Source organism: Nostoc sp. (assembly GCF_036917095.1).
Taxonomy (GTDB): domain Bacteria; phylum Cyanobacteriota; class Cyanobacteriia; order Cyanobacteriales; family Nostocaceae; genus Nostoc.
Window position 1 is genome coordinate 266,862 of the sequence record NZ_JBALFH010000020.1, and the last position, 17,379, is coordinate 284,240.

Annotated in this window: 18 protein-coding genes; 9 read left to right on the forward strand and 9 right to left on the reverse strand. The window is 43.2% G+C overall.

The features are described from left to right. Positions 1 to 100 precede the first annotated feature (100 nt). From V7L01_RS09220 to trxA, 3 genes are all read right to left on the reverse strand, one after another. A complete protein-coding gene (locus tag V7L01_RS09220) occupies positions 101 to 1,213 on the reverse strand; it encodes an alkene reductase (RefSeq protein WP_335033940.1) in 1,113 nt (370 codons plus the stop codon). A gap of 180 nt (positions 1,214 to 1,393) precedes the next feature. Next, positions 1,394 to 2,188 carry an SDR family NAD(P)-dependent oxidoreductase gene (locus V7L01_RS09225; protein WP_335033942.1) on the reverse strand — a complete coding sequence of 265 codons (795 nt, stop codon included), beginning with the start codon at positions 2,186 to 2,188 and terminating at the stop codon, positions 1,394 to 1,396. Positions 2,189 to 2,341: 153 nt separating this feature from the next. Then, positions 2,342 to 2,665, reverse strand: coding sequence for a thioredoxin (gene trxA / locus V7L01_RS09230; protein WP_334907277.1), 324 nt, complete (start codon positions 2,663 to 2,665; stop codon positions 2,342 to 2,344). 81 nt (positions 2,666 to 2,746) lie between these two features. On the opposite strand from trxA, the gene V7L01_RS09235 reads away from it, so the two are divergent. Further along, a complete protein-coding gene (locus V7L01_RS09235) occupies positions 2,747 to 3,097 on the forward strand; it encodes an ArsR/SmtB family transcription factor (protein ID WP_335033944.1) in 351 nt (116 codons plus the stop codon). A gap of 28 nt (positions 3,098 to 3,125) precedes the next feature. On the opposite strand, the gene V7L01_RS09240 is transcribed toward V7L01_RS09235, so the two are convergent. The 3 genes from V7L01_RS09240 to V7L01_RS09250 all read right to left on the reverse strand — a co-directional run bounded on the left by V7L01_RS09240 (position 3,126) and on the right by V7L01_RS09250 (position 5,426). Beyond that, a complete protein-coding gene (locus V7L01_RS09240) occupies positions 3,126 to 3,905 on the reverse strand; it encodes a nucleotidyl transferase AbiEii/AbiGii toxin family protein (protein WP_335033946.1) in 780 nt (259 codons plus the stop codon). After that, the gene (locus V7L01_RS09245) at positions 3,902 to 4,138 is read right to left on the reverse strand and encodes a hypothetical protein (protein WP_335033948.1); all 237 of its coding nucleotides are present in this window, start codon (positions 4,136 to 4,138) and stop codon (positions 3,902 to 3,904) included. Before V7L01_RS09245 ends, V7L01_RS09240 begins: the two co-directional genes overlap by 4 nt. A gap of 79 nt (positions 4,139 to 4,217) precedes the next feature. Further along, the gene (locus tag V7L01_RS09250; RefSeq protein WP_335033950.1) at positions 4,218 to 5,426 is read right to left on the reverse strand and encodes a glycosyltransferase; all 1,209 of its coding nucleotides are present in this window, start codon (positions 5,424 to 5,426) and stop codon (positions 4,218 to 4,220) included. Between the two features lie 121 nt (positions 5,427 to 5,547). On the opposite strand from V7L01_RS09250, the gene shc reads away from it, so the two are divergent. Next, positions 5,548 to 7,464, forward strand: a complete 1,917-nt coding sequence (gene shc, locus V7L01_RS09255; RefSeq protein WP_335033952.1) for a squalene--hopene cyclase — start codon at positions 5,548 to 5,550, stop codon at positions 7,462 to 7,464. A 413-nt stretch (positions 7,465 to 7,877) separates the two neighbouring features. Here the strand turns inward: shc and V7L01_RS09260 are convergent, their stop codons facing one another. The 3 genes from V7L01_RS09260 to V7L01_RS09270 form a co-directional block, all read right to left on the reverse strand. Then, entirely contained in the window at positions 7,878 to 8,327 is a 450-nt protein-coding gene (locus V7L01_RS09260) for an orange carotenoid protein N-terminal domain-containing protein (RefSeq protein ID WP_335033954.1), read from the reverse strand. 510 nt (positions 8,328 to 8,837) lie between these two features. Next, entirely contained in the window at positions 8,838 to 9,329 is a 492-nt protein-coding gene (locus V7L01_RS09265; RefSeq protein ID WP_335033955.1) for an orange carotenoid protein N-terminal domain-containing protein, read from the reverse strand. A 379-nt stretch (positions 9,330 to 9,708) separates the two neighbouring features. Then, positions 9,709 to 10,107: a DUF6335 family protein gene (locus tag V7L01_RS09270; RefSeq protein WP_335033957.1), complete on the reverse strand. Its 399-nt coding sequence runs from the start codon at positions 10,105 to 10,107 to the stop codon at positions 9,709 to 9,711. 368 nt (positions 10,108 to 10,475) lie between these two features. Here V7L01_RS09270 and V7L01_RS09275 point away from each other — a divergent pair, with 368 nt between their 5' ends. From V7L01_RS09275 to V7L01_RS09305, 7 genes are all read left to right on the forward strand, one after another. Beyond that, entirely contained in the window at positions 10,476 to 10,877 is a 402-nt protein-coding gene (locus tag V7L01_RS09275; RefSeq protein ID WP_335033959.1) for a DUF2267 domain-containing protein, read from the forward strand. 110 nt (positions 10,878 to 10,987) lie between these two features. Beyond that, on the forward strand, positions 10,988 to 12,085 hold the full coding sequence (locus V7L01_RS09280; protein ID WP_335033961.1) for a DJ-1/PfpI/YhbO family deglycase/protease: 1,098 nt from the start codon (positions 10,988 to 10,990) through the stop codon (positions 12,083 to 12,085). An 84-nt stretch (positions 12,086 to 12,169) separates the two neighbouring features. After that, on the forward strand, positions 12,170 to 12,868 hold the full coding sequence (locus tag V7L01_RS09285) for an SRPBCC family protein (RefSeq protein WP_335033963.1): 699 nt from the start codon (positions 12,170 to 12,172) through the stop codon (positions 12,866 to 12,868). A 100-nt stretch (positions 12,869 to 12,968) separates the two neighbouring features. Further along, entirely contained in the window at positions 12,969 to 14,138 is a 1,170-nt protein-coding gene (locus V7L01_RS09290; RefSeq protein ID WP_335033965.1) for a zinc-dependent alcohol dehydrogenase, read from the forward strand. 62 nt (positions 14,139 to 14,200) lie between these two features. Next, a complete protein-coding gene (locus V7L01_RS09295; protein ID WP_335033967.1) occupies positions 14,201 to 14,584 on the forward strand; it encodes a hypothetical protein in 384 nt (127 codons plus the stop codon). A gap of 299 nt (positions 14,585 to 14,883) precedes the next feature. Continuing rightward, positions 14,884 to 16,053 (forward strand): zinc-dependent alcohol dehydrogenase, encoded by a 1,170-nt coding sequence (locus V7L01_RS09300; protein ID WP_335033969.1) that lies wholly within the window; start codon positions 14,884 to 14,886, stop codon positions 16,051 to 16,053. A gap of 124 nt (positions 16,054 to 16,177) precedes the next feature. After that, a complete protein-coding gene (locus tag V7L01_RS09305) occupies positions 16,178 to 17,362 on the forward strand; it encodes a Gfo/Idh/MocA family protein (RefSeq protein WP_335033971.1) in 1,185 nt (394 codons plus the stop codon). Positions 17,363 to 17,379 lie beyond the last annotated feature (17 nt).

The following is a 17,379-nucleotide window of genomic DNA, read 5'->3' on the forward strand; positions in this document are numbered from 1 at the left end:
TAAGATACAAGCAAATCTATTTATTCAGGAAACAAAAATAAAAATTATTCCTCGTTTCAGAACAAAAAACTTGCCTTAATTACGAATTACGAATTACGAATTACACCTTAGCTACCGGCTCGTTAGCAGCCGACCAAAATGGATAGTCTGTATATCCCTTTTCACTGCCACCATAAAAGGTTGCTTGATTTGGTTCATTTAGTGGTGCATTTAAAGCCAAGCGTCGGGGTAAATCTGGGTTTGATATAAATAATGTGCCAAAGGCAACTAAATCTGCTGCTTTGTTGGCCAGTACAGCATCGCCTTTTTCACGAGTATAACCACCATTAACGATGAGAGTACCTGTAAAGCGATCGCGTATATGACTGATGGGTACAATTATCCCGCCATGTCTGATGTCTGCCTCTGTTGCCTCATAAATATGCAGATATGCCAAATTAAATCGGTTCAACGCTTGAGCCGCATAACCGAATGTCTCCAGAGGATTGGAGTCACGCATATCGTTAAAAGTTCCACTGGGAGAGAAACGTACCCCAACTCGGTTAGAATCCCACACACTAGTTACCGCCTCTGTCACCTCCAACAGGAATCGGGCGCGATTCTCAATGGAACCCCCATATTTATCTGTGCGTTGATTCGTACCATCGCGGAGAAACTGATCTATTAAATAACCATTAGCTGCGTGAATTTCCACGCCATCAAACCCAGCCGCTAGGGCATTTGCCGCTCCCTGACGGTACTGTTCGACGATCTGCGGTATTTCCGAAGTTTCTAAAGCACGGGGAGTAACAAAAGGTTTTGGCCCCTCATAAGTTGCAGCATCACCTTTAGGAGCAATGGCAGAAGGTGCCACAGGTAAAGCTCCATTCGGTTGGAAGTCTGGGTGAGAAATCCTGCCTACGTGCCATAGTTGCAGAAAAATTCTGCCGCCGTGCTGATGTACGGCATCGGTTACTAACTTCCATCCCTCCACCTGTTCTGGTGAATGAATTCCTGGTGTCGCGGGATAGCCTTGTCCTTCAGGAGTTACCTGTGTTGCTTCAGAAATAATTAGTCCGGCGGAAGCACGTTGGACGTAGTAAGTAGCATTCAGTTGATGTGGTACGTTTCCCTGACTTGCCCGGTTTCGGGTTAAAGGTGCCATCACTATCCGGTTAGGTAGTTCCAGATTTCCTAATTGGTAAGGAGAAAATAAGTTGATACCAGTAGTCATGTTGCTTCGCTCCAATTCAAAATGACGCTCGCGGACTCGCTAACGCTGCGCTAACAAAATTTGGAACCCCGCATCTGCGAGATCGGGAGAATAAGGAAAGAGTTTTCCCCATACCCAATTTTGCGTGCAGCGCATTACAGCTATTTCAGGAAAATAGACTATGCGGTTGTGATTCAAATACTAAACAATCGACCGAATAACGCCACCATCTACCCGCAAAGCTGCACCATTGGTTGCTGAAGCTACGGGGCTAGAAAGATAAACTACGATCGCTGCTACTTCTTCATTAGTTGCAAAGCGTTTAATCAAGGAACTTGGACGCACATTTTCAAAAAAATCCGCCTCAACTCGATCGGGACTAATACCACGTTCCTGTGCCAGGTTGGTGATAAACTCTTCAACTCCTTCTGAACGAGTTGGCCCTGGGAGGACGGAGTTTACTGTAACTCCAGTCCCCACAGTCATTTCTGCTAGACCTCTGGCAATAGCTAGCTGCGCTGTCTTAGTTGTGCCGTAGTGAATCATTTCCACTGGAATCTGAATAGCAGATTCGCTGGAGATGAAAATTATCCGCCCCCAGTTTTGCTCTAGCTGCTTTTGCAGATATTGCCGACTCAAACGGACTCCACTGAGGACGTTAACCTCAAATATTTTTAACCAGTCTTCATCAGTAATATCAAAGAAGGTTTTTGGCTCATAAATACCCACATTGTTTATGAGTATATCAACGTGAGGAACCTCTTGAATGAGTTTCTCTACCCCTGATACAGTACCTGCGTCAGCAACAACACCAGAAACTTTCGCGTCGGGTGTAGAATGCTTAATTTTAGCGATCGCTTCAGCTACTCGTTCTTCAGACCGACCGTTGACAATCACTGATGCACCCTCTTGAGCTAGCCCAAGAGCGATCGCCAAACCAATACCTGCGGTTGAGCCACTCACCAGCGCGGATTTACCATGCAATTTCAAGTCCATTTCGCTCTTTCCCCGTTAGTTGAAACATAATTCAGGAGTCAGGAGAGACGCGATTAATCGCGTCTGTACGAGAGTCAGGAGTCTTATATATTTAGACTCCTGGCTCCCTTGACTAGAGAAGCAAACTAAATGCATCTCACAACAGTACCTAGATTAAAGATGCTGTGCTAGGGTCTTATTCAAGGTAGTTTTTGGGACTGCCCCGACGACAGTATCGACCTGCCGACCTCCCTTAAAAACCATCAGTGTCGGAATGCTGCGAATTCCATAGTGGCTGGCGACAGTAGGATTTTGATCTGTGTTCAGCTTCACAAATTTCACCTGTCCATCGTATTCAGCAGCAACTTCATCGACGACTGGGCCCACCATCCGGCAAGGGCCACACCACGGGGCCCAAAAGTCCACTAAGACCGGAATTTCACTTTCCAAGACTTCTTGCTTGAATGTGGCTTCTGTGACATTTGTAATGGATGACATAAAATTGCCCTCCTAATTAATTCTATAATTCGATAATATCGAATAATAAAAATATATGCCACCTGATGAGATAATGCAACTATGAGATTTCTTTATCATCCAGATCGAAAAAATATTTCTTTACCTGGAGTGCTGTATGCATTGGGCGATCCAGTTCGGCTAGAGATTGTGCGGCGGCTGGCCACTGAGGGGGAACAATGCTGTGCCAGTTTTGATTTTGCGATCGCAAAATCAACCATGTCCAATCATTTTAAGATTTTGCGGGAGTCTGGGATAGTTTTTACACGAAAAGAAGGGACACAGCACATTAACATCCTGCGGCGTGAAGATTTAGAGGTGCTATTTCCAGGGTTGCTGGATGCGGTATTGAAAGCCGCTCAACCATTGCCTGTTGTCCCTGGGAGCGCTAAACAAACAGCTTCAAGTATTTAGAAGGGGGTATGGAGCGATCGCTACCTGTTTAAAAATCTTCAGATTTTTCTTTTTGTGTTTCTAAATCAGCAAAGATATCGTGTTGTTCTCGAAAAGCCCTTGGAGTGTGAGATAAACCTAAATCTGTAGAGAGTAAATCAATACCGTCAAGAATTTTGGGTATCTGAACTCGATCGACTTGCAGACTAAGAAAGCATTTCTCCCTGTAATCTGGTCTTCGCTGAAATAGTTTGATCGCTCTTTTCAAAGGGCGCATAACCTGATAAGCTTTTTCAGCTTTCTCAATTGATGCTTGAGGGATTGGAGATTGCAGGCGGAGAATTGCTAAATCAATTAAATCTCTTGCCTCAACACTGTCATCTGCGTAACGGTCAGAATTTGACAACAGCTTAGAGGTAAAACAGTCATTAAGGCTTAAGCAGGGAACAAGCGACCACTTTGGATATCTTGGTGGGTCTAGTTGAAAACGAGTTTCCGCAATAATTTCCGTTTTAATCGGCACATTATCTACAAAAACTATCATCCGAATTCCATATTGGTCAGTTGTGCTACGTCCGACTTGGATTTTACTTAAATCCCGAAATAATGCTTCATGCCCACCCTCAAATACTACTTCCCGTAGGTATTTGTAGCCTTCTGTACCAACAGAAGCGATAAAATCAACGTCCTTACTCCAACGATATTCTTCAAACTCAAATGCAAGAAGGGTTCCGCCACCGAAGTAAGCAGAACCCTTCCTAAGTATGTCAGAATCTAAGGATTCAAGAACTGTAAGAATTTTGTTATGGTGTTCAAACCTGGAGGTCATAAACAAACTTGCAACCAGGATTTATAGCGTCTGGCGAGTTCCTTCAAAAAATTGAGTTCTTCACCCTCAAGATTATTAAATAGGCTGCGATATTGCCAGCCACGCTCGTAGCGACTCAGCATTTCTTCTGAAGTAAACCGATATACATCAGCAGTTTGCCAACAAATTGACTCCAGAAAAGGCAGCTTTTTAGGGACAATAACAGGATTATTTGTTGGTGTTGCGGTTGTCATAGCTCTTTTAATCAACCACTTTCAGCTTACTTTAATTTTAAATTAGCACTACGGATTTTGAAATTCAATTTTATCCCAACTATAAATTATTCGGGCTGGGGTAAACTCTTCCTTTCCAAGCGCCGCCGCGCCCTTGCCAGTAACGTAATGCTGAGTCTAGAGTCATTAGGGTATAGAGAAAAGCGATCGCAGGTAAACTAAATGCTAACCAAGGAGAACATTTATAAAAGCGGATCGTTGGGTAGTAAGCGAAAGCCATTAACAGCCATCCTAATATACCTGTAAGTGCGATCGCCCAATTGCCCCAAACTGCACCCAAGATTACACACATAGGTGAAATTAGATAAATCAAGATCATTCCTACCAAAGTTCCCACTAGTAGTAATGGAGAATAATTTAGTTGGGCATAGGCGCTACGGGCAACCATATCCCAAATCGTCGCCAGCGAGTCATAAGGACGCAAACTGCGAGTCAGGGTACTTAATCCTAGCCAGATACGGCCGGGGGAGGCAGGAGGGGCAGGGGAATTACTTTGTCTTCCAATCTGCTTAACAGCGTCAGCAAGGGCGCAATCGTCGATTAAAGCTTGGCGAATGACTTGAATACCCCCGATTCGCTCTAAAGCTTCACGGGCGATCAGAATAGACCCCCCGGCAGCGGCGGCTGTTGGATTGTTTGGATTATTTACCCAGCGGAAGGGATAGAGTTTTTGGAAGAAAAAGACGAAAGCTGGAATCAAAAGTTTTTCCCAAAAGCTTTCACACCTGAGTCGCACCATTACCGAAACCATATCTAAATCTTCCTGCACAGCTTTAGCAACGAGTCGGCGGAGATTAGCAGGATCGTGTTCGATATCTGCGTCAGTCAGCAAAAAATAATCAGGTGCAAATTTACTAGCACTCTTTATACCTTGCTCAACTGCCCAAAGTTTGCCCGACCAACCAGGAGGCAGTGATTCGCCAGAGATAATATGCAATTGCTGAGATTTACCTACAGCGTGTGCAACCCCTTCGGCAAAATTTGCTGTACCATCTGTGCTGCAATCGTCTACCAAAAAAACGTTGAAAGAACCAGGATAGTCTTGGAGTAAGAGCGATCGCAAGCTAGTTGGTAGCAATTGGGCTTCATTACGGGCTGGAATCACCGCACAAACCACAGGCAACGATTTTAGCTGAGTTTCTCCAATCTCTAGTTGCTGGTCTACTCGCCAAAACTGTCCCCAAAAACACAGTAATCCCAACCAAATTGTCAGGGATAAAAGCATCAATCCTAGTAGAATTACACCCATGACCTATTGCAAATTCTCAGTGACTCAGACACAATACTATGTCTACTGAATATAGGAAAATTTTTTTACTGTAGTGCCGCGTTCATAACTAGTGTTGGGTGTTGAGGTTAAATAGTTTTCGATGCAAACACAAGACAGGGTAAAAGTCAATCAAATCGCAACGGCGATCGCAGCCAGTCAAGAATATTTGCTTTCGATTCAAAATCCGGCAGGTTACTGGTGGGCGGAATTAGAATCTAATGTCACCATTACTGCTGAAGTCGTCCTCCTGCATAAGATTTGGGGAACAGACCAAACAAGACGCTTAGACAAAGTTGAAGCATATCTGCGTCAAGAGCAACGGCAGCATGGTGGTTGGGAACTTTACTATGGTGATGGTGGAGAACTTAGCACTTCGGTTGAAGCCTACATGGCACTAAGACTGCTAGGTGTACCAGCAACCGATCCGGCAATGATTCGGGCGCGAGCCTTTATTCTCCAACGGGGTGGTATTTGCAAAACTCGGATTTTTACAAAGCTGCACTTAGCCTTGATTGGCTGCTACAACTGGCGCGGTATTCCCTCGCTACCAGCTTGGGTGATGCTGTTGCCAAAAGCTTTCCCCGTCAATATCTATGAGATGTCTAGCTGGGCACGTTCCAGCACTGTGCCGCTACTGATTGTATGCGATCGCAAACCTGTTTTTATTACCGATCCAACTATCAACCTAGATGAACTGTACGTTGAAGGTATCGATCGAGTCCGGTGGGAATTACCCGAAAGTGGTGATTGGACAGATTTATTCCTCACCCTCGATCGGGGATTCAAGTTGGCAGAAAGCCTTAATTTAGTACCCTTCCGCGAAGAAGGTATCAAAGCCGCCGAAAAGTGGATTTTAGAGCGGCAAGAAGCTACAGGCGATTGGGGCGGCATTATTCCAGCAATGCTGAATTCAATGCTGGCTTTGCGCTGTTTGAATTATGACCGAAGCGACCCGATTGTGCAACGAGGTTTGCAAGCAATTGATAACTTTGCTATTGAAACAGAGGATAGCTATCGAGTACAACCTTGTATTTCACCAGTTTGGGATACAGCTTGGGCGATGCGTGCCTTAGTAGAATCTGGCTTTGCACCAGATTGTCCGGCTGTGGTAAAGGCTGGAGAGTGGTTATTGCAAAAACAAATTTTAGACTACGGAGATTGGGCTGTCAAAAATCGCCAAGGAAAACCAGGGGCTTGGGCGTTTGAGTTTGACAATCGCTTTTATCCTGATGTAGACGACTCCGCTGTGGTGGTGATGGCACTACATTTGGCAAAACTCCCTAATGAAAAAATCAAGCAGGCTGCGATCGCTCGTGCGGTAAACTGGATTGCATCTATGCAATGTAAACCAGGTGGTTGGGCTGCTTTTGATTTGGACAACGACCAAGATTGGCTTAACTCCATTCCATACGGCGACTTGAAAGCCATGATCGATCCAAACACAGCAGATGTTACGGCTAGAGTCGTAGAAATGCTGGGTGCTTGTGATTTGTCAATTGATAGTGATAATTTAGAGCGATCGCTTACTTATCTTCTGCGCGAACAAGAAACCGAAGGCTGTTGGTTTGGTCGTTGGGGTGTAAATTATATCTACGGCACCAGTGGCGTTTTATCAGCCTTGGCGTTAATTGCTCCTCAAAAGCATAAACTTAGTATAGAACGAGGAGCAGCTTGGTTAGTCGGATGTCAAAACCCAGATGGTGGTTGGGGTGAGACTTGCCGCAGCTACGACGACCCCAGTCTCAAAGGAAAAGGAAATAGTACTGCATCTCAAACTGCTTGGGCTTTAATTGGGCTAATAGCAGCAGGTGAGGCAACAGGCAAATTAGCGCTTGAGGCCATTGAACGGGGAATTGGCTACCTGGTGGCAACTCAAAAGCCCGATGGTACTTGGTTTGAGTCAGACTTTACAGGTACTGGCTTCCCTTGCCATTTTTACCTCAAGTATCACATGTATCAACAATACTTTCCTTTAATCGCTCTAGGTCGCTATCAAGCAGTGATTAAAGAAAAATAGTTTGGATGCAGTTCCTAAAATTAAAGCTGCGATAACTACAACTGAAGCTGTTGTTATAAACGTTCAAGTTTTCATAAATAATACCAATTTGAAAAAAGAATGCGACAAATAGACCATTTGTAGAGACGCGATGAATCGCGTCTTTATCCAACGATGTGTTGCAATCATTATTCAATTGGTATAACGCCTAAGTTCTAGTAACTACAACTTAAGCTGTTCTTATGAATATTCAACGTGCTATAAGTAACGCTTAAGTTGTAATAACTCCAGCTTTAACTTTTGTTATCGTTTCTCAAATTGTAGCTACTACAACTTCATCTGTAGTCAAGGTCATTGGTACTAATGACCAATGACCAATGACTAATGACATATCAGAAAGACTTGCGATGTTTTCGTCGCCGTGGGATGAGTTGTTACAGCACCTGCTTGAAGAAACTCACCAAATCCTCAAGGTTCGGTGTGTGAAGTAAATCTATTACTTCTGTAGCTTTTTCAGAAGGTATATAGTCATTTGGTACACCGATAATTGTAGTTCCCAAATTCTGGGCGAGGTGATACCAAAAAGCCAATTTATCCTCAGCACTCATTGAAGCATACTCTTGAATAGGAATTGCTGTTTCCCCTAGTTCGCCTTGCTCTAACAACTGACGCAAAGCAGAAACCTGTTCCTGCTGTGGCAGGTTTTGAATTTGTGCAACTAAATTCCCAGTTTTTTCGTTGCACACATCATTGAGAGCGATCGCTCGAATTTCATCAGAAATTTCAGTATACAGTAACGCTAAAACCGCTAGGCGATCGTCTGTATCCAAACTCTGAAATTTTGATACACTTTGTTCTAAAAAATTGATATTCGTAGAAGTCATAACACCTCACAGTAATTAACTAAAAAGTTTTTAAGTGAAAATTGTAATACTGGCTTAAGCCATTTCGGCTTAAACAGGAGAGAATCGGAGTCAAAGTTCCGCAATTTATCGGGGAATTTAGAGCTATCTAAAACTTTTCATACCGACAAGAGGACTTTTCAAACATCCTCTGAAGGATATAAATAATCACAGAGTAAAAGTTTTAGCTTTTACTCTATCTTTATTTATCAAGGAAAAATTAAAGACGCCAGTCATCAAAATTCAGCTTTATATTAAGTGACTGGCGGATATAGCAAGCTTTAAGACAAGGGGTATGAAATGGCCTTGCCCGCTACCTCCCGCAGGTAAGAGTTGCTAAGGCTACGTTAACACCAATCACGTAGTTTGGAAAACCTGCTCGTGAGTAAAGACATTTTGTTGATTGGTGAATTCTTCAACTACAACCAAATGAACTTGGTATAACAGCCATCATCCAGAGATTGAAAAATTCAAAATCATAGATAAAAAGGACTAAATTTCAGCACCTGGTTTTGATTCAGCACCCATTGGCGAAACATAATCACGGAAAAGAGTAATCTGTTGCTCAAAGCCTAATCCTTGAATTCTGCCAAACAAGGCTTTAGCTTCTGAGGGAAGTTCATAGTCAGAAGGTACAGGAATGATAGTACCATTATCCATACCTTGAGATAATCGATACCAAAATAGTAGCTTGGTGGTATCACCCAAAGAGCCATATTCACGAGAAATTTGCGTATCCGCTTTATTAATCAAGTCACGCTGAACTTGTAATTGTTGTTCGTGAGATAATTCCTTAACTTGATTAAACAAACCTTCAGCGATTTCTGGGGAAACAGTGCTGGCACCAGGAGCCGCTGGCGTAATTGAGCCACCCATTTCTTTGTAAATGAACCAAAACAAAGCCAGTTGTTGATCCACATTCAACTGTTGCCAAGCTTGAACATGTTCGCGAATAGTTGGATCGCTAGTTTGTGTAGATGTCATTATTAACTCCAATTGCAATCAATCTCATTAGCAAGGTTATCAAATGTACATTTAATGTTTTACCCTACTGAAGACAGATGTATTGGAATCATAAAGAAGAACAATTATCAACAGAACATAAATCGGGCAGGGTGTAGTCCTGCATTAGATGTATTACGGTTATATAAAAACCCAATATTAAAATCAAAAATAATGCTTGCCTTTGGTAAGGCGAAAGAGTTAGCAATTGTCAGATTGCTACCAGATTGATAAATTCTTAATAGGTATTTCGCTGGATAGATGTTATGTTTATTTGGCAGTACTTTTCTAAGCACTGCCAAATTGAGCGACATTAATTTTTGAATGTACAGTAGGAATAAGGCTTCTGCTTTTATTCAGGTTATTCTCGCCGATCTTGATAATCTTCAGAAGATTTTGGATCTAACTCCCAGCGAGAATCGTCACGTTCCTCTAAAATTTCGTTAGTGCGGAGAAATGCAAAATCATCCATTTCTAGCCCTACTGCTGCTTCTAGCTCTTCAGTTACATTTTGATCGGGAGTAGAAGTACTACCACCAACAGCTTCATCCCCAACTGCATCTGCATCTTGCCAATAAGCATCAACATCCCCACCAGTGAGTTCAGGACTAGTTTCTGTATACTCGCGCCTTTCTGCTCTCATTGAGCGTCCGCCAATATTATACCCTGGCAAGTCTTTCACACCAGTGCCGTAGGATTCGGTAATTTCCTGTGGCAAATCATTGGTTTCAATTTCGTCATTATGATTTTTTTCTGCCATGATCCTATGCGCTTTTGTGCATTCTCACAATAACCTTTTTCTGTCTCTAACTTGTCTAACTAGAGATGTATAGCTTTAGAAATAAAATAATCTATCCCCTTGGTACGACGCTAAACTAGCGATCGCACCATAGGATTGTAAATATGAATTCATCGTCAAGCAACTTGTAGTTGAAATTTTTAGTATGAGTTAGGAGTAATCAGACCGAAATGTTTCATTAGTAAACTTCTGACTCATAACTATTTTTTATTAATGAGCAAAAATTAAAATTTAAGTTTAGCAATTTTAACTTTATATTTATGCTTTAACTACCTGAATGCTAAATAACAAGACATTTAAGTAAGAATTTTGAGAAGCGGAGGTAGACAGTGGAATACGAAGAGTTCATTACACATGTACAAAGCCTTGCCCAATCAGATTCTCGTGAAGAGGCAGAACGTGCTACCCGTGCCACACTAGAAACCCTTAAAGAACGGATAGCAGTTGAGGAAGCACAAGACTTGGCTGCAAATTTGCCCCAACAACTAGGCGATTATTTGCGAGGAAGAGAAGGAGATAGCGGTGACTCCTTCAACTTGCAGGAATTTATCATGCGTGCAAGTCGAAAAGAAAATATAGAACCAACCACTGCGGCGATTCATGTTCGGGCTGTATTTGCTGTGTTGCAAAATGCTATTAGCCCAGAAGTATTTGCTGCGTTGCACTCCCATTTTTCTCACGATTACGAAGAAATATTTGGGACTTCACCAACAAGTGAAATACCAGCATAGTCAGCCATTGAAACAAAATTTTCCGGGAAAAATCCTGGGTGTTTCACTGTCCTAATCGATAAATTTGTCGTTAGTTAAATACTAGTAAAAATAAACAATTAATACCATCTATGACTGACCATAACAATCATTCCGCTAATAAAAAAGTTGCTATCCTCATTGAACAGGCAGTAGAGGATGCAGAATTTACAGTTCCTTATAATGGACTAAAACAAGCGGGAATGGAGGTAGTAGTCCTCGGTTCCCGAATGAATGAAAAATATAAGGGTAAACGCGGCAAACTTAGCGTACAAGCTGATGCTACTACGACAGAAGCGATCGCAGCCGAATTCGATGCAGTCATAATTCCCGGTGGAATGGCTCCCGACCGAATGCGGCGAAATCTCAACACGGTACGCTTTGTCCAAGAGGCTATACAACAAGGAAAATTAGTCGCTGCGGTTTGCCACGGCCCACAAGTTTTGATTGAAGGCGACTTGCTCAAAGGTAAACAAGCAACTGGTTTTATCGCTATTGCCAAGGACATGATTAACGCTGGCGCAAATTATCTAGATGAGCCGGTGGTAGTTGACGGAAATTTGATTACATCTCGCGAACCTGGAGACTTGCCAATTTTTACCACAGCTATTTTGAGCCGTTTGGGCTATGGTGGCAAAGATGCTGCATTGCCAAATGAAAAAGACACAACTGCTGAATGGTGGAAGCTGGCTGATGCTTGGGGTGGCTCAACTAAAGGTGATATTGCCAGAGGTTTAAATACTGCCCTGACTGGCGAACGTTACTCACTAGAAGCATTTGAGAAATACTTGGAAAAGGAATCAGATAGCGAAGTCAAATTAGTCTTTCAAGAAATTATTGCTAAGAAACAGCACCACATTCAAAAACTGGAAACTTATCTTCAGCTATTGGGTGAAAAACCCTCTTTAGGGGCAAATATTGCCAATCAGTATGCCAAGGTGAAAACTGCCTTGACAGGAAGTGATGACATATATCAGTTACGTTCCGCTTTAGGGGATGTACAAACGGGTATTGGCGATATTGGCAATTTGTGTGCAATGTTCACTGACCCAGTAGCAACAGCTATTTTCAAAGAAATTTACCAGGATTCATTGAAATACGAACAGCGATTGGTAGAACTATATCGGGCCCGGCTAGGCGCTCAGATTCAGCCTCCTAAGCCGACTACCGGGGCTGCTGTATCGATGTAACGAACCGCTACTAGAGGCACACAGCTAGTTGTGCGCTTCTATCAAAGGACTGAGAGATCGCAGAATTGATGGAGATATAAAAAAGTGACTTCAACACCAGGCGATAAACTAAATACAAGCCAGACTGAAGCGAGTGAAGTAGAGCGTTGGGCATCTCTGATTGGTGGCGGTGCTATGGTGCTGATGGGTTTAAGGCAAGGTTCATTGCGGGGAGCGCTGACGGCTTTAGCTGGAGGCGGTTTGCTCTATCAAGGTGCAACCAAGCAAAGCACAATCCAGAAAGCACAGGAAGCAATAGGTCTAAACCAAGCCATCAAAGTTGAAAAGACGGTAACAATTAATAAATCGGCAGAAGAATTGTATCGCTTTTGGCACAACTTTGAGAATCTGCCCACATTTATGAAGCATCTCAAATCTGTCAAGGTGTATAACGAAAAACGTTCTCATTGGGTTGCCAATGCACCCTTGGGTAACAGCGTGGAATGGGATGCAGATATTCTCGAAGACCGGGAAAATGAGTTTATTTCTTGGGCTTCTGTGGAAGGTGCAGACGTTGATAATTCTGGTTTTGTCCGCTTCAAAAAAGCACCAGGCGATCGCGGCACGGAAGTCAAGGTTGTTTTGGAGTATAACCCCCCCGGTGGAGCGTTGGCAGCTACGGTAGCTAAACTTTTTGGTGAAGAACCAGAACAGCAAATTGGTGATGAATTGCGCCGCTTCAAAATGCTAATGGAAGCCGGCGAAATCGCTACAACCGAAGGTCAAACTTCTGGACGCAGCTAGTTATTTGTCCTTTCTCACTGGTCTTTTGCCTACAGCGAATAACTAATGACCAATGACTAATGACCAATGACCAATGACCAATGACCAATGACTAACAACTATGAAAGCAGTTTGCTGGAACGGTGCTAATGATGTGCGGGTACAGTCGGTACCAGATCCGACAATTCTCAACCCGCGCGATGCAATTATTAAAATTACTTCCACGGCGATTTGTGGCTCCGATCTACATATATATGGCGGCTATATTCCCACAGTGCAACAGGGTGACATTATTGGTCACGAATTCATGGGGGAAGTCGTGGAAGTTGGCAGAGGAGTCAACAATTTAAAAATAGGCGATCGCGTTGTTGTTCCTTCCACAATTGGCTGTGGTAATTGCCATTATTGCCAAGGTGATATGTGGTCATTGTGCGATAACTCCAATCCCAACGGTTGGATTCAAGAAAAATTGTTTGGCAATATCACCTCAGCCATTTATGGTTACTCCCACATGTTGGGTGGGTATGCAGGCGCACAAGCAGAATATATCCGTGTACCCTTTGCTGATGTGGGTGTCGTCAAAGTTCCGCCAGACTTGCCGGATGAGATGTTATTATTCATCTCCGACGCTATCCCCACCGGTTATATGGGCGCAGAATTATGCGATATTCAACCGGGTGATACTGTAGCCGTTTGGGGTTGCGGTGCTGTTGGACAGTTTGCCATGATTAGCGCCTACATGATGGGAGCCGAAAAAGTGATCGGTATAGATCGCTTTCCCGAACGCCTGGAAATGGCGAAAAAGTTTGCCAAAGCAGAAGTGATTAACTACGAAGAAGTTAATGCTGGCGAAGCGTTGAAAGAGATGACTGGTGGGCGTGGCCCCGATGCTTGCATCGATGCCGTTGGTTTAGAAGCACACGGCGTTGGTTTAGAAGACTTCTACGACCAAACAAAACAAAAGCTCAGATTGGAAACCGACCGTCCCCACGTTCTGCGGGAAATGATGGTCGCCTGTCGTAAAGGCGGGACTCTTTCAATTATGGGTGTTTATGGTGGTTTTGTAGACAAAATGCCATTTGGTGCAGCCTTCAACAAGGGGTTAACTTTTAGGATGGGACAAATGCATGGACAAAAATATATGCATTTGTTATTGCAGATGATTTTGGATGGAAAACTCGATCCATCCTTTGTTGTCACCCATCAATTACCTCTAGAACAAGCACCCCACGCCTACCATATCTTTCAACAAAAAAAGGATAACTGTATCAAAGTTGTTCTTAAACCCTAAATGACTATTTGTCATTTAAGGTTTGGATTTGTACACCTTACATAATAGAATTGAGGTCTTTTATGAATCGATTAACTTCTTGGTTGCGGAATATTCGCATTTCTCAGATTATTGTAGTTTTCCTGGTAGGATTTATGTTCTTACTAGGTCAGGCTTTTAGTGACATTAATGTAGCACAAGCTGATGTTACAACTCCAGAGGGCACTTATTATAAAGGAGTACCAGACGGACAAGGTGAAATCAGAAACGATACCCAAACAACAAATAGCCAAAATCCATTAAAACAAGCTGCTGAGAATATCCGCGAAAAGCTAAACTTAGATGAAGAAACTCCTCGAGCTACAAAAGAGTTTCTGAAGTCTACAAAAAATACAGTTGGAGACAAAGTTCAGCCATTAACTGAAACTAAAGAAGGTTATTACCGAACTCCTTCTAGCAACAAATAACTAAGAGATAGAAGCTAGTGGTCTGTTTCATTAATTCTGAATGGTTATAAAAGTTCGTAGTAAGGACTTTAGTCCTTGATTTGAGCGATAAATCGCTCACTACAAACCTGGACATTACTAATGGAACAGACCACTAGATTCGTAGCAATTTCTGAGTCTAAAATTTTGACTCATCCATTGTTGAATAAGTTTTGAGCAATTACTGAGATGCGATAATTATCGCATCTCAAAATCAGGTAAATAGAGTATTGGTCTTGATATTAACAAGCCAAAAATCATAAACTAAGGACTAAATAATTATGAAAGCAGTTTGCTGGCATGGAGCAAACGATGTGCGGGTTGATACAGTTCCCGACCCCAAAATTATTAACCCACGTGATGCCATTGTTAAAATTACTTCTACGGCAATATGTGGTTCAGATTTGCATATTTATGACGGCTACATTCCCACCATGCAAAAGGGCGATATCCTTGGTCATGAATTCATGGGGGAAGTCGTAGAACTTGGAAGTGCAGTTAAAAATGTCAACGTAGGCGATCGCGTCGTTGTTCCCTTCACTATATCTTGTGGTAGTTGCTTTTTCTGCAATCGGGATTTATGGTCGTTGTGCGACAATTCTAACCCCAATGCTTGGTTGGTAGAAAAGCAAATGGGTCATTCACCAGCAGGTCTATTTGGCTACTCTCATTTATTCGGCGGTTACGCTGGCGGTCAAGCAGAGTATGCACGAGTCCCATTTGCCGATGTAGGCTTGTTTAAAATCCCTGATGGTTTAACGGATGAGCAAGTACTATTTTTAACAGATATTTTTCCCACTGGCTACATGGCAGCCGAGAACTGCAACATCAAACCCGGTGATATTGTCGCTGTTTGGGGTTGTGGCCCAGTCGGACAATTCGCCATCAGAAGTGCATATATGCTAGGTGCAGAACGGGTAATCGCCTTTGACCGCGTTCCCGAACGGCTGCAAATGGCTAAAGAATACGGCAAAGCTGAAGTTCTCAACTACGAAGAAGTGAATATTGGCGAAGCACTCAAAGAAATGACTGGCGGTCGTGGCCCCGATGCTTGCATTGATGCAGTGGGAATGGAGGCACACGGCACAGATTTTATGGCGATGTATGACCAGGTAAAGCAAGCAGTACGTCTCGAAACAGATCGGCCGACAGCATTACGGCAAGTAATAGTATCTGCTGCTAAAGGTGGTCACGTATCCATTGCGGGTGTGTACGGTGGCTTTTTAGATAAAATCCCGATGGGTGCTGCCATGAACAAGGGATTGACCTTCAAAATGGGACAAACTAACGTCCATAAGTATCTAAAACCTTTACTAGAACACATCCAAAACGGTGACATCGATCCAACATTTATCATCACCCATACTTTACCTCTAGAACAAGCGCCCCACGGCTACGAAATTTTTAAGCACAAGAAAGATAACTGCATCAAAGTGGTACTCAAACCGTAGTAGGTAATGGAGAAGAAGCAGGGGGCAAGGGGGAGAATACAAAATTACCTTCTTTGCGCTCTGTAACCTTCACCCTGCCCCTCTGCCTCTTACCAATGCCCAATGCCCCAATACCTAACCTTCCATGTTTGATTTATTAAAATCAGAATTTACGCGTCGTACTATATTACACAAAGCAGGTTTTGGGTTAATTGCACTCAGTACTTTTGGGGTAGCAGGTACTATTTTCAAACCTAATCGTACCTTAGCCCAAGCTGGGCCAGCAGCAGGCAAAGAACCATCTATGCCTCCTGAAAAAAAATTAGGATGGGCTGTTGTTGGCTTGGGAAAATTTGCTACGCAACAGATTATTCCGTCGTTTGGTGAATGTAAGCGTTCAAAGTTGGTAGCGTTAGTCAGTGGCGATCGCGCTAAAGCTGAAGGCATAGCCCAGGAATACGGGGTTAACTCAAAAAATATCTACAATTACCAGAACTACGATACTATCCGCAATAACCCGGAGGTTGATGTTATTTATATCATCTTACCTAATGGGTTACACGCCGAATACAGCATTCGTGGTGCCCAAGCTGGCAAGCATATCATGTGCGAAAAGCCGATGGCTATTACTGTCGAGGAATGCCAAGCAATGATTGATGCTGCCAAAAAAGGCGATCGCAAATTGATGATTGCTTACCGCGCTCAATATGAACCGTATAACCTCGCTGCGATCGAACTGGCACAAAGCGGCAAACTCGGTAAACTAAAAACTATAACCTCTGACCACGGACGCAACCTCGACCCCAAAGATCCGGCAGATCGTTGGCGGGCACAAAAAAAACTAGCTGGCGGCGGTTCCCTTTATGACATCGGCATCTACAGCTTGAACGCTGCTAGATACATCACAGGCGAGGAACCACAAGAAATTAGCGCCATGATGTACAGCACCCCTGGCGACCCCCGCTTTCGGGAAGTTGAGGAAAATGTCAACTTCGTTTTGCGTTTTCCTAGTGGTGTGCTTGCCAATTGTACCTCCAGCTACGGTTACGCAGATACCAAGCGCATCCAAGTTTTTGGTTCAGATGCAGCTTTAGAGTTAGACCCAGCTACCGACTACTACCAACATCGCCTGACAATCAAACGCAAAAACAGCAACGAAGAACAGAATATTCAGGAAAAGAACCAATTCGCCCTAGAGATGGATCATCTATCCGAGTCCATCATGGCGAATAAACAGCCCAAAACCCCTGGTGAAGAAGGTTTACAAGATGTCAGGCTGATGCAACTAATTTACCAAGCAGCTCGCACTGGCAAAACAATCAAAGTTTAAAACTAAAAAAGGTAAAA

Excerpts from the sequence above, each read along its gene's own strand:
- V7L01_RS09305 (WP_335033971.1), top strand. The coding sequence starts at position 16,178 with ATGTTTGATTTATTAAAATCAGAATTTACGCGTCGTACTATATTACAC.
- V7L01_RS09265 (WP_335033955.1), bottom strand. The coding sequence starts at position 9,329 with ATGACATCTACACAAACTAGCGATCCAACTATTCGCGAACATGTTCAA.
- V7L01_RS09300 (WP_335033969.1), top strand. The coding sequence starts at position 14,884 with ATGAAAGCAGTTTGCTGGCATGGAGCAAACGATGTGCGGGTTGATACA.
- V7L01_RS09235 (WP_335033944.1), top strand. The coding sequence starts at position 2,747 with ATGAGATTTCTTTATCATCCAGATCGAAAAAATATTTCTTTACCTGGA.
- V7L01_RS09260 (WP_335033954.1), bottom strand. The coding sequence starts at position 8,327 with ATGACTTCTACGAATATCAATTTTTTAGAACAAAGTGTATCAAAATTT.
- V7L01_RS09280 (WP_335033961.1), top strand. The coding sequence starts at position 10,988 with ATGACTGACCATAACAATCATTCCGCTAATAAAAAAGTTGCTATCCTC.
- V7L01_RS09250 (WP_335033950.1), bottom strand. The coding sequence starts at position 5,426 with ATGGGTGTAATTCTACTAGGATTGATGCTTTTATCCCTGACAATTTGG.
- V7L01_RS09245 (WP_335033948.1), bottom strand. The coding sequence starts at position 4,138 with ATGACAACCGCAACACCAACAAATAATCCTGTTATTGTCCCTAAAAAG.
- trxA (WP_334907277.1), bottom strand. The coding sequence starts at position 2,665 with ATGTCATCCATTACAAATGTCACAGAAGCCACATTCAAGCAAGAAGTC.
- V7L01_RS09295 (WP_335033967.1), top strand. The coding sequence starts at position 14,201 with ATGAATCGATTAACTTCTTGGTTGCGGAATATTCGCATTTCTCAGATT.
- V7L01_RS09240 (WP_335033946.1), bottom strand. The coding sequence starts at position 3,905 with ATGACCTCCAGGTTTGAACACCATAACAAAATTCTTACAGTTCTTGAA.
- shc (WP_335033952.1), top strand. The coding sequence starts at position 5,548 with ATGCAAACACAAGACAGGGTAAAAGTCAATCAAATCGCAACGGCGATC.
- V7L01_RS09290 (WP_335033965.1), top strand. The coding sequence starts at position 12,969 with ATGAAAGCAGTTTGCTGGAACGGTGCTAATGATGTGCGGGTACAGTCG.
- V7L01_RS09225 (WP_335033942.1), bottom strand. The coding sequence starts at position 2,188 with ATGGACTTGAAATTGCATGGTAAATCCGCGCTGGTGAGTGGCTCAACC.
- V7L01_RS09220 (WP_335033940.1), bottom strand. The coding sequence starts at position 1,213 with ATGACTACTGGTATCAACTTATTTTCTCCTTACCAATTAGGAAATCTG.
- V7L01_RS09270 (WP_335033957.1), bottom strand. The coding sequence starts at position 10,107 with ATGGCAGAAAAAAATCATAATGACGAAATTGAAACCAATGATTTGCCA.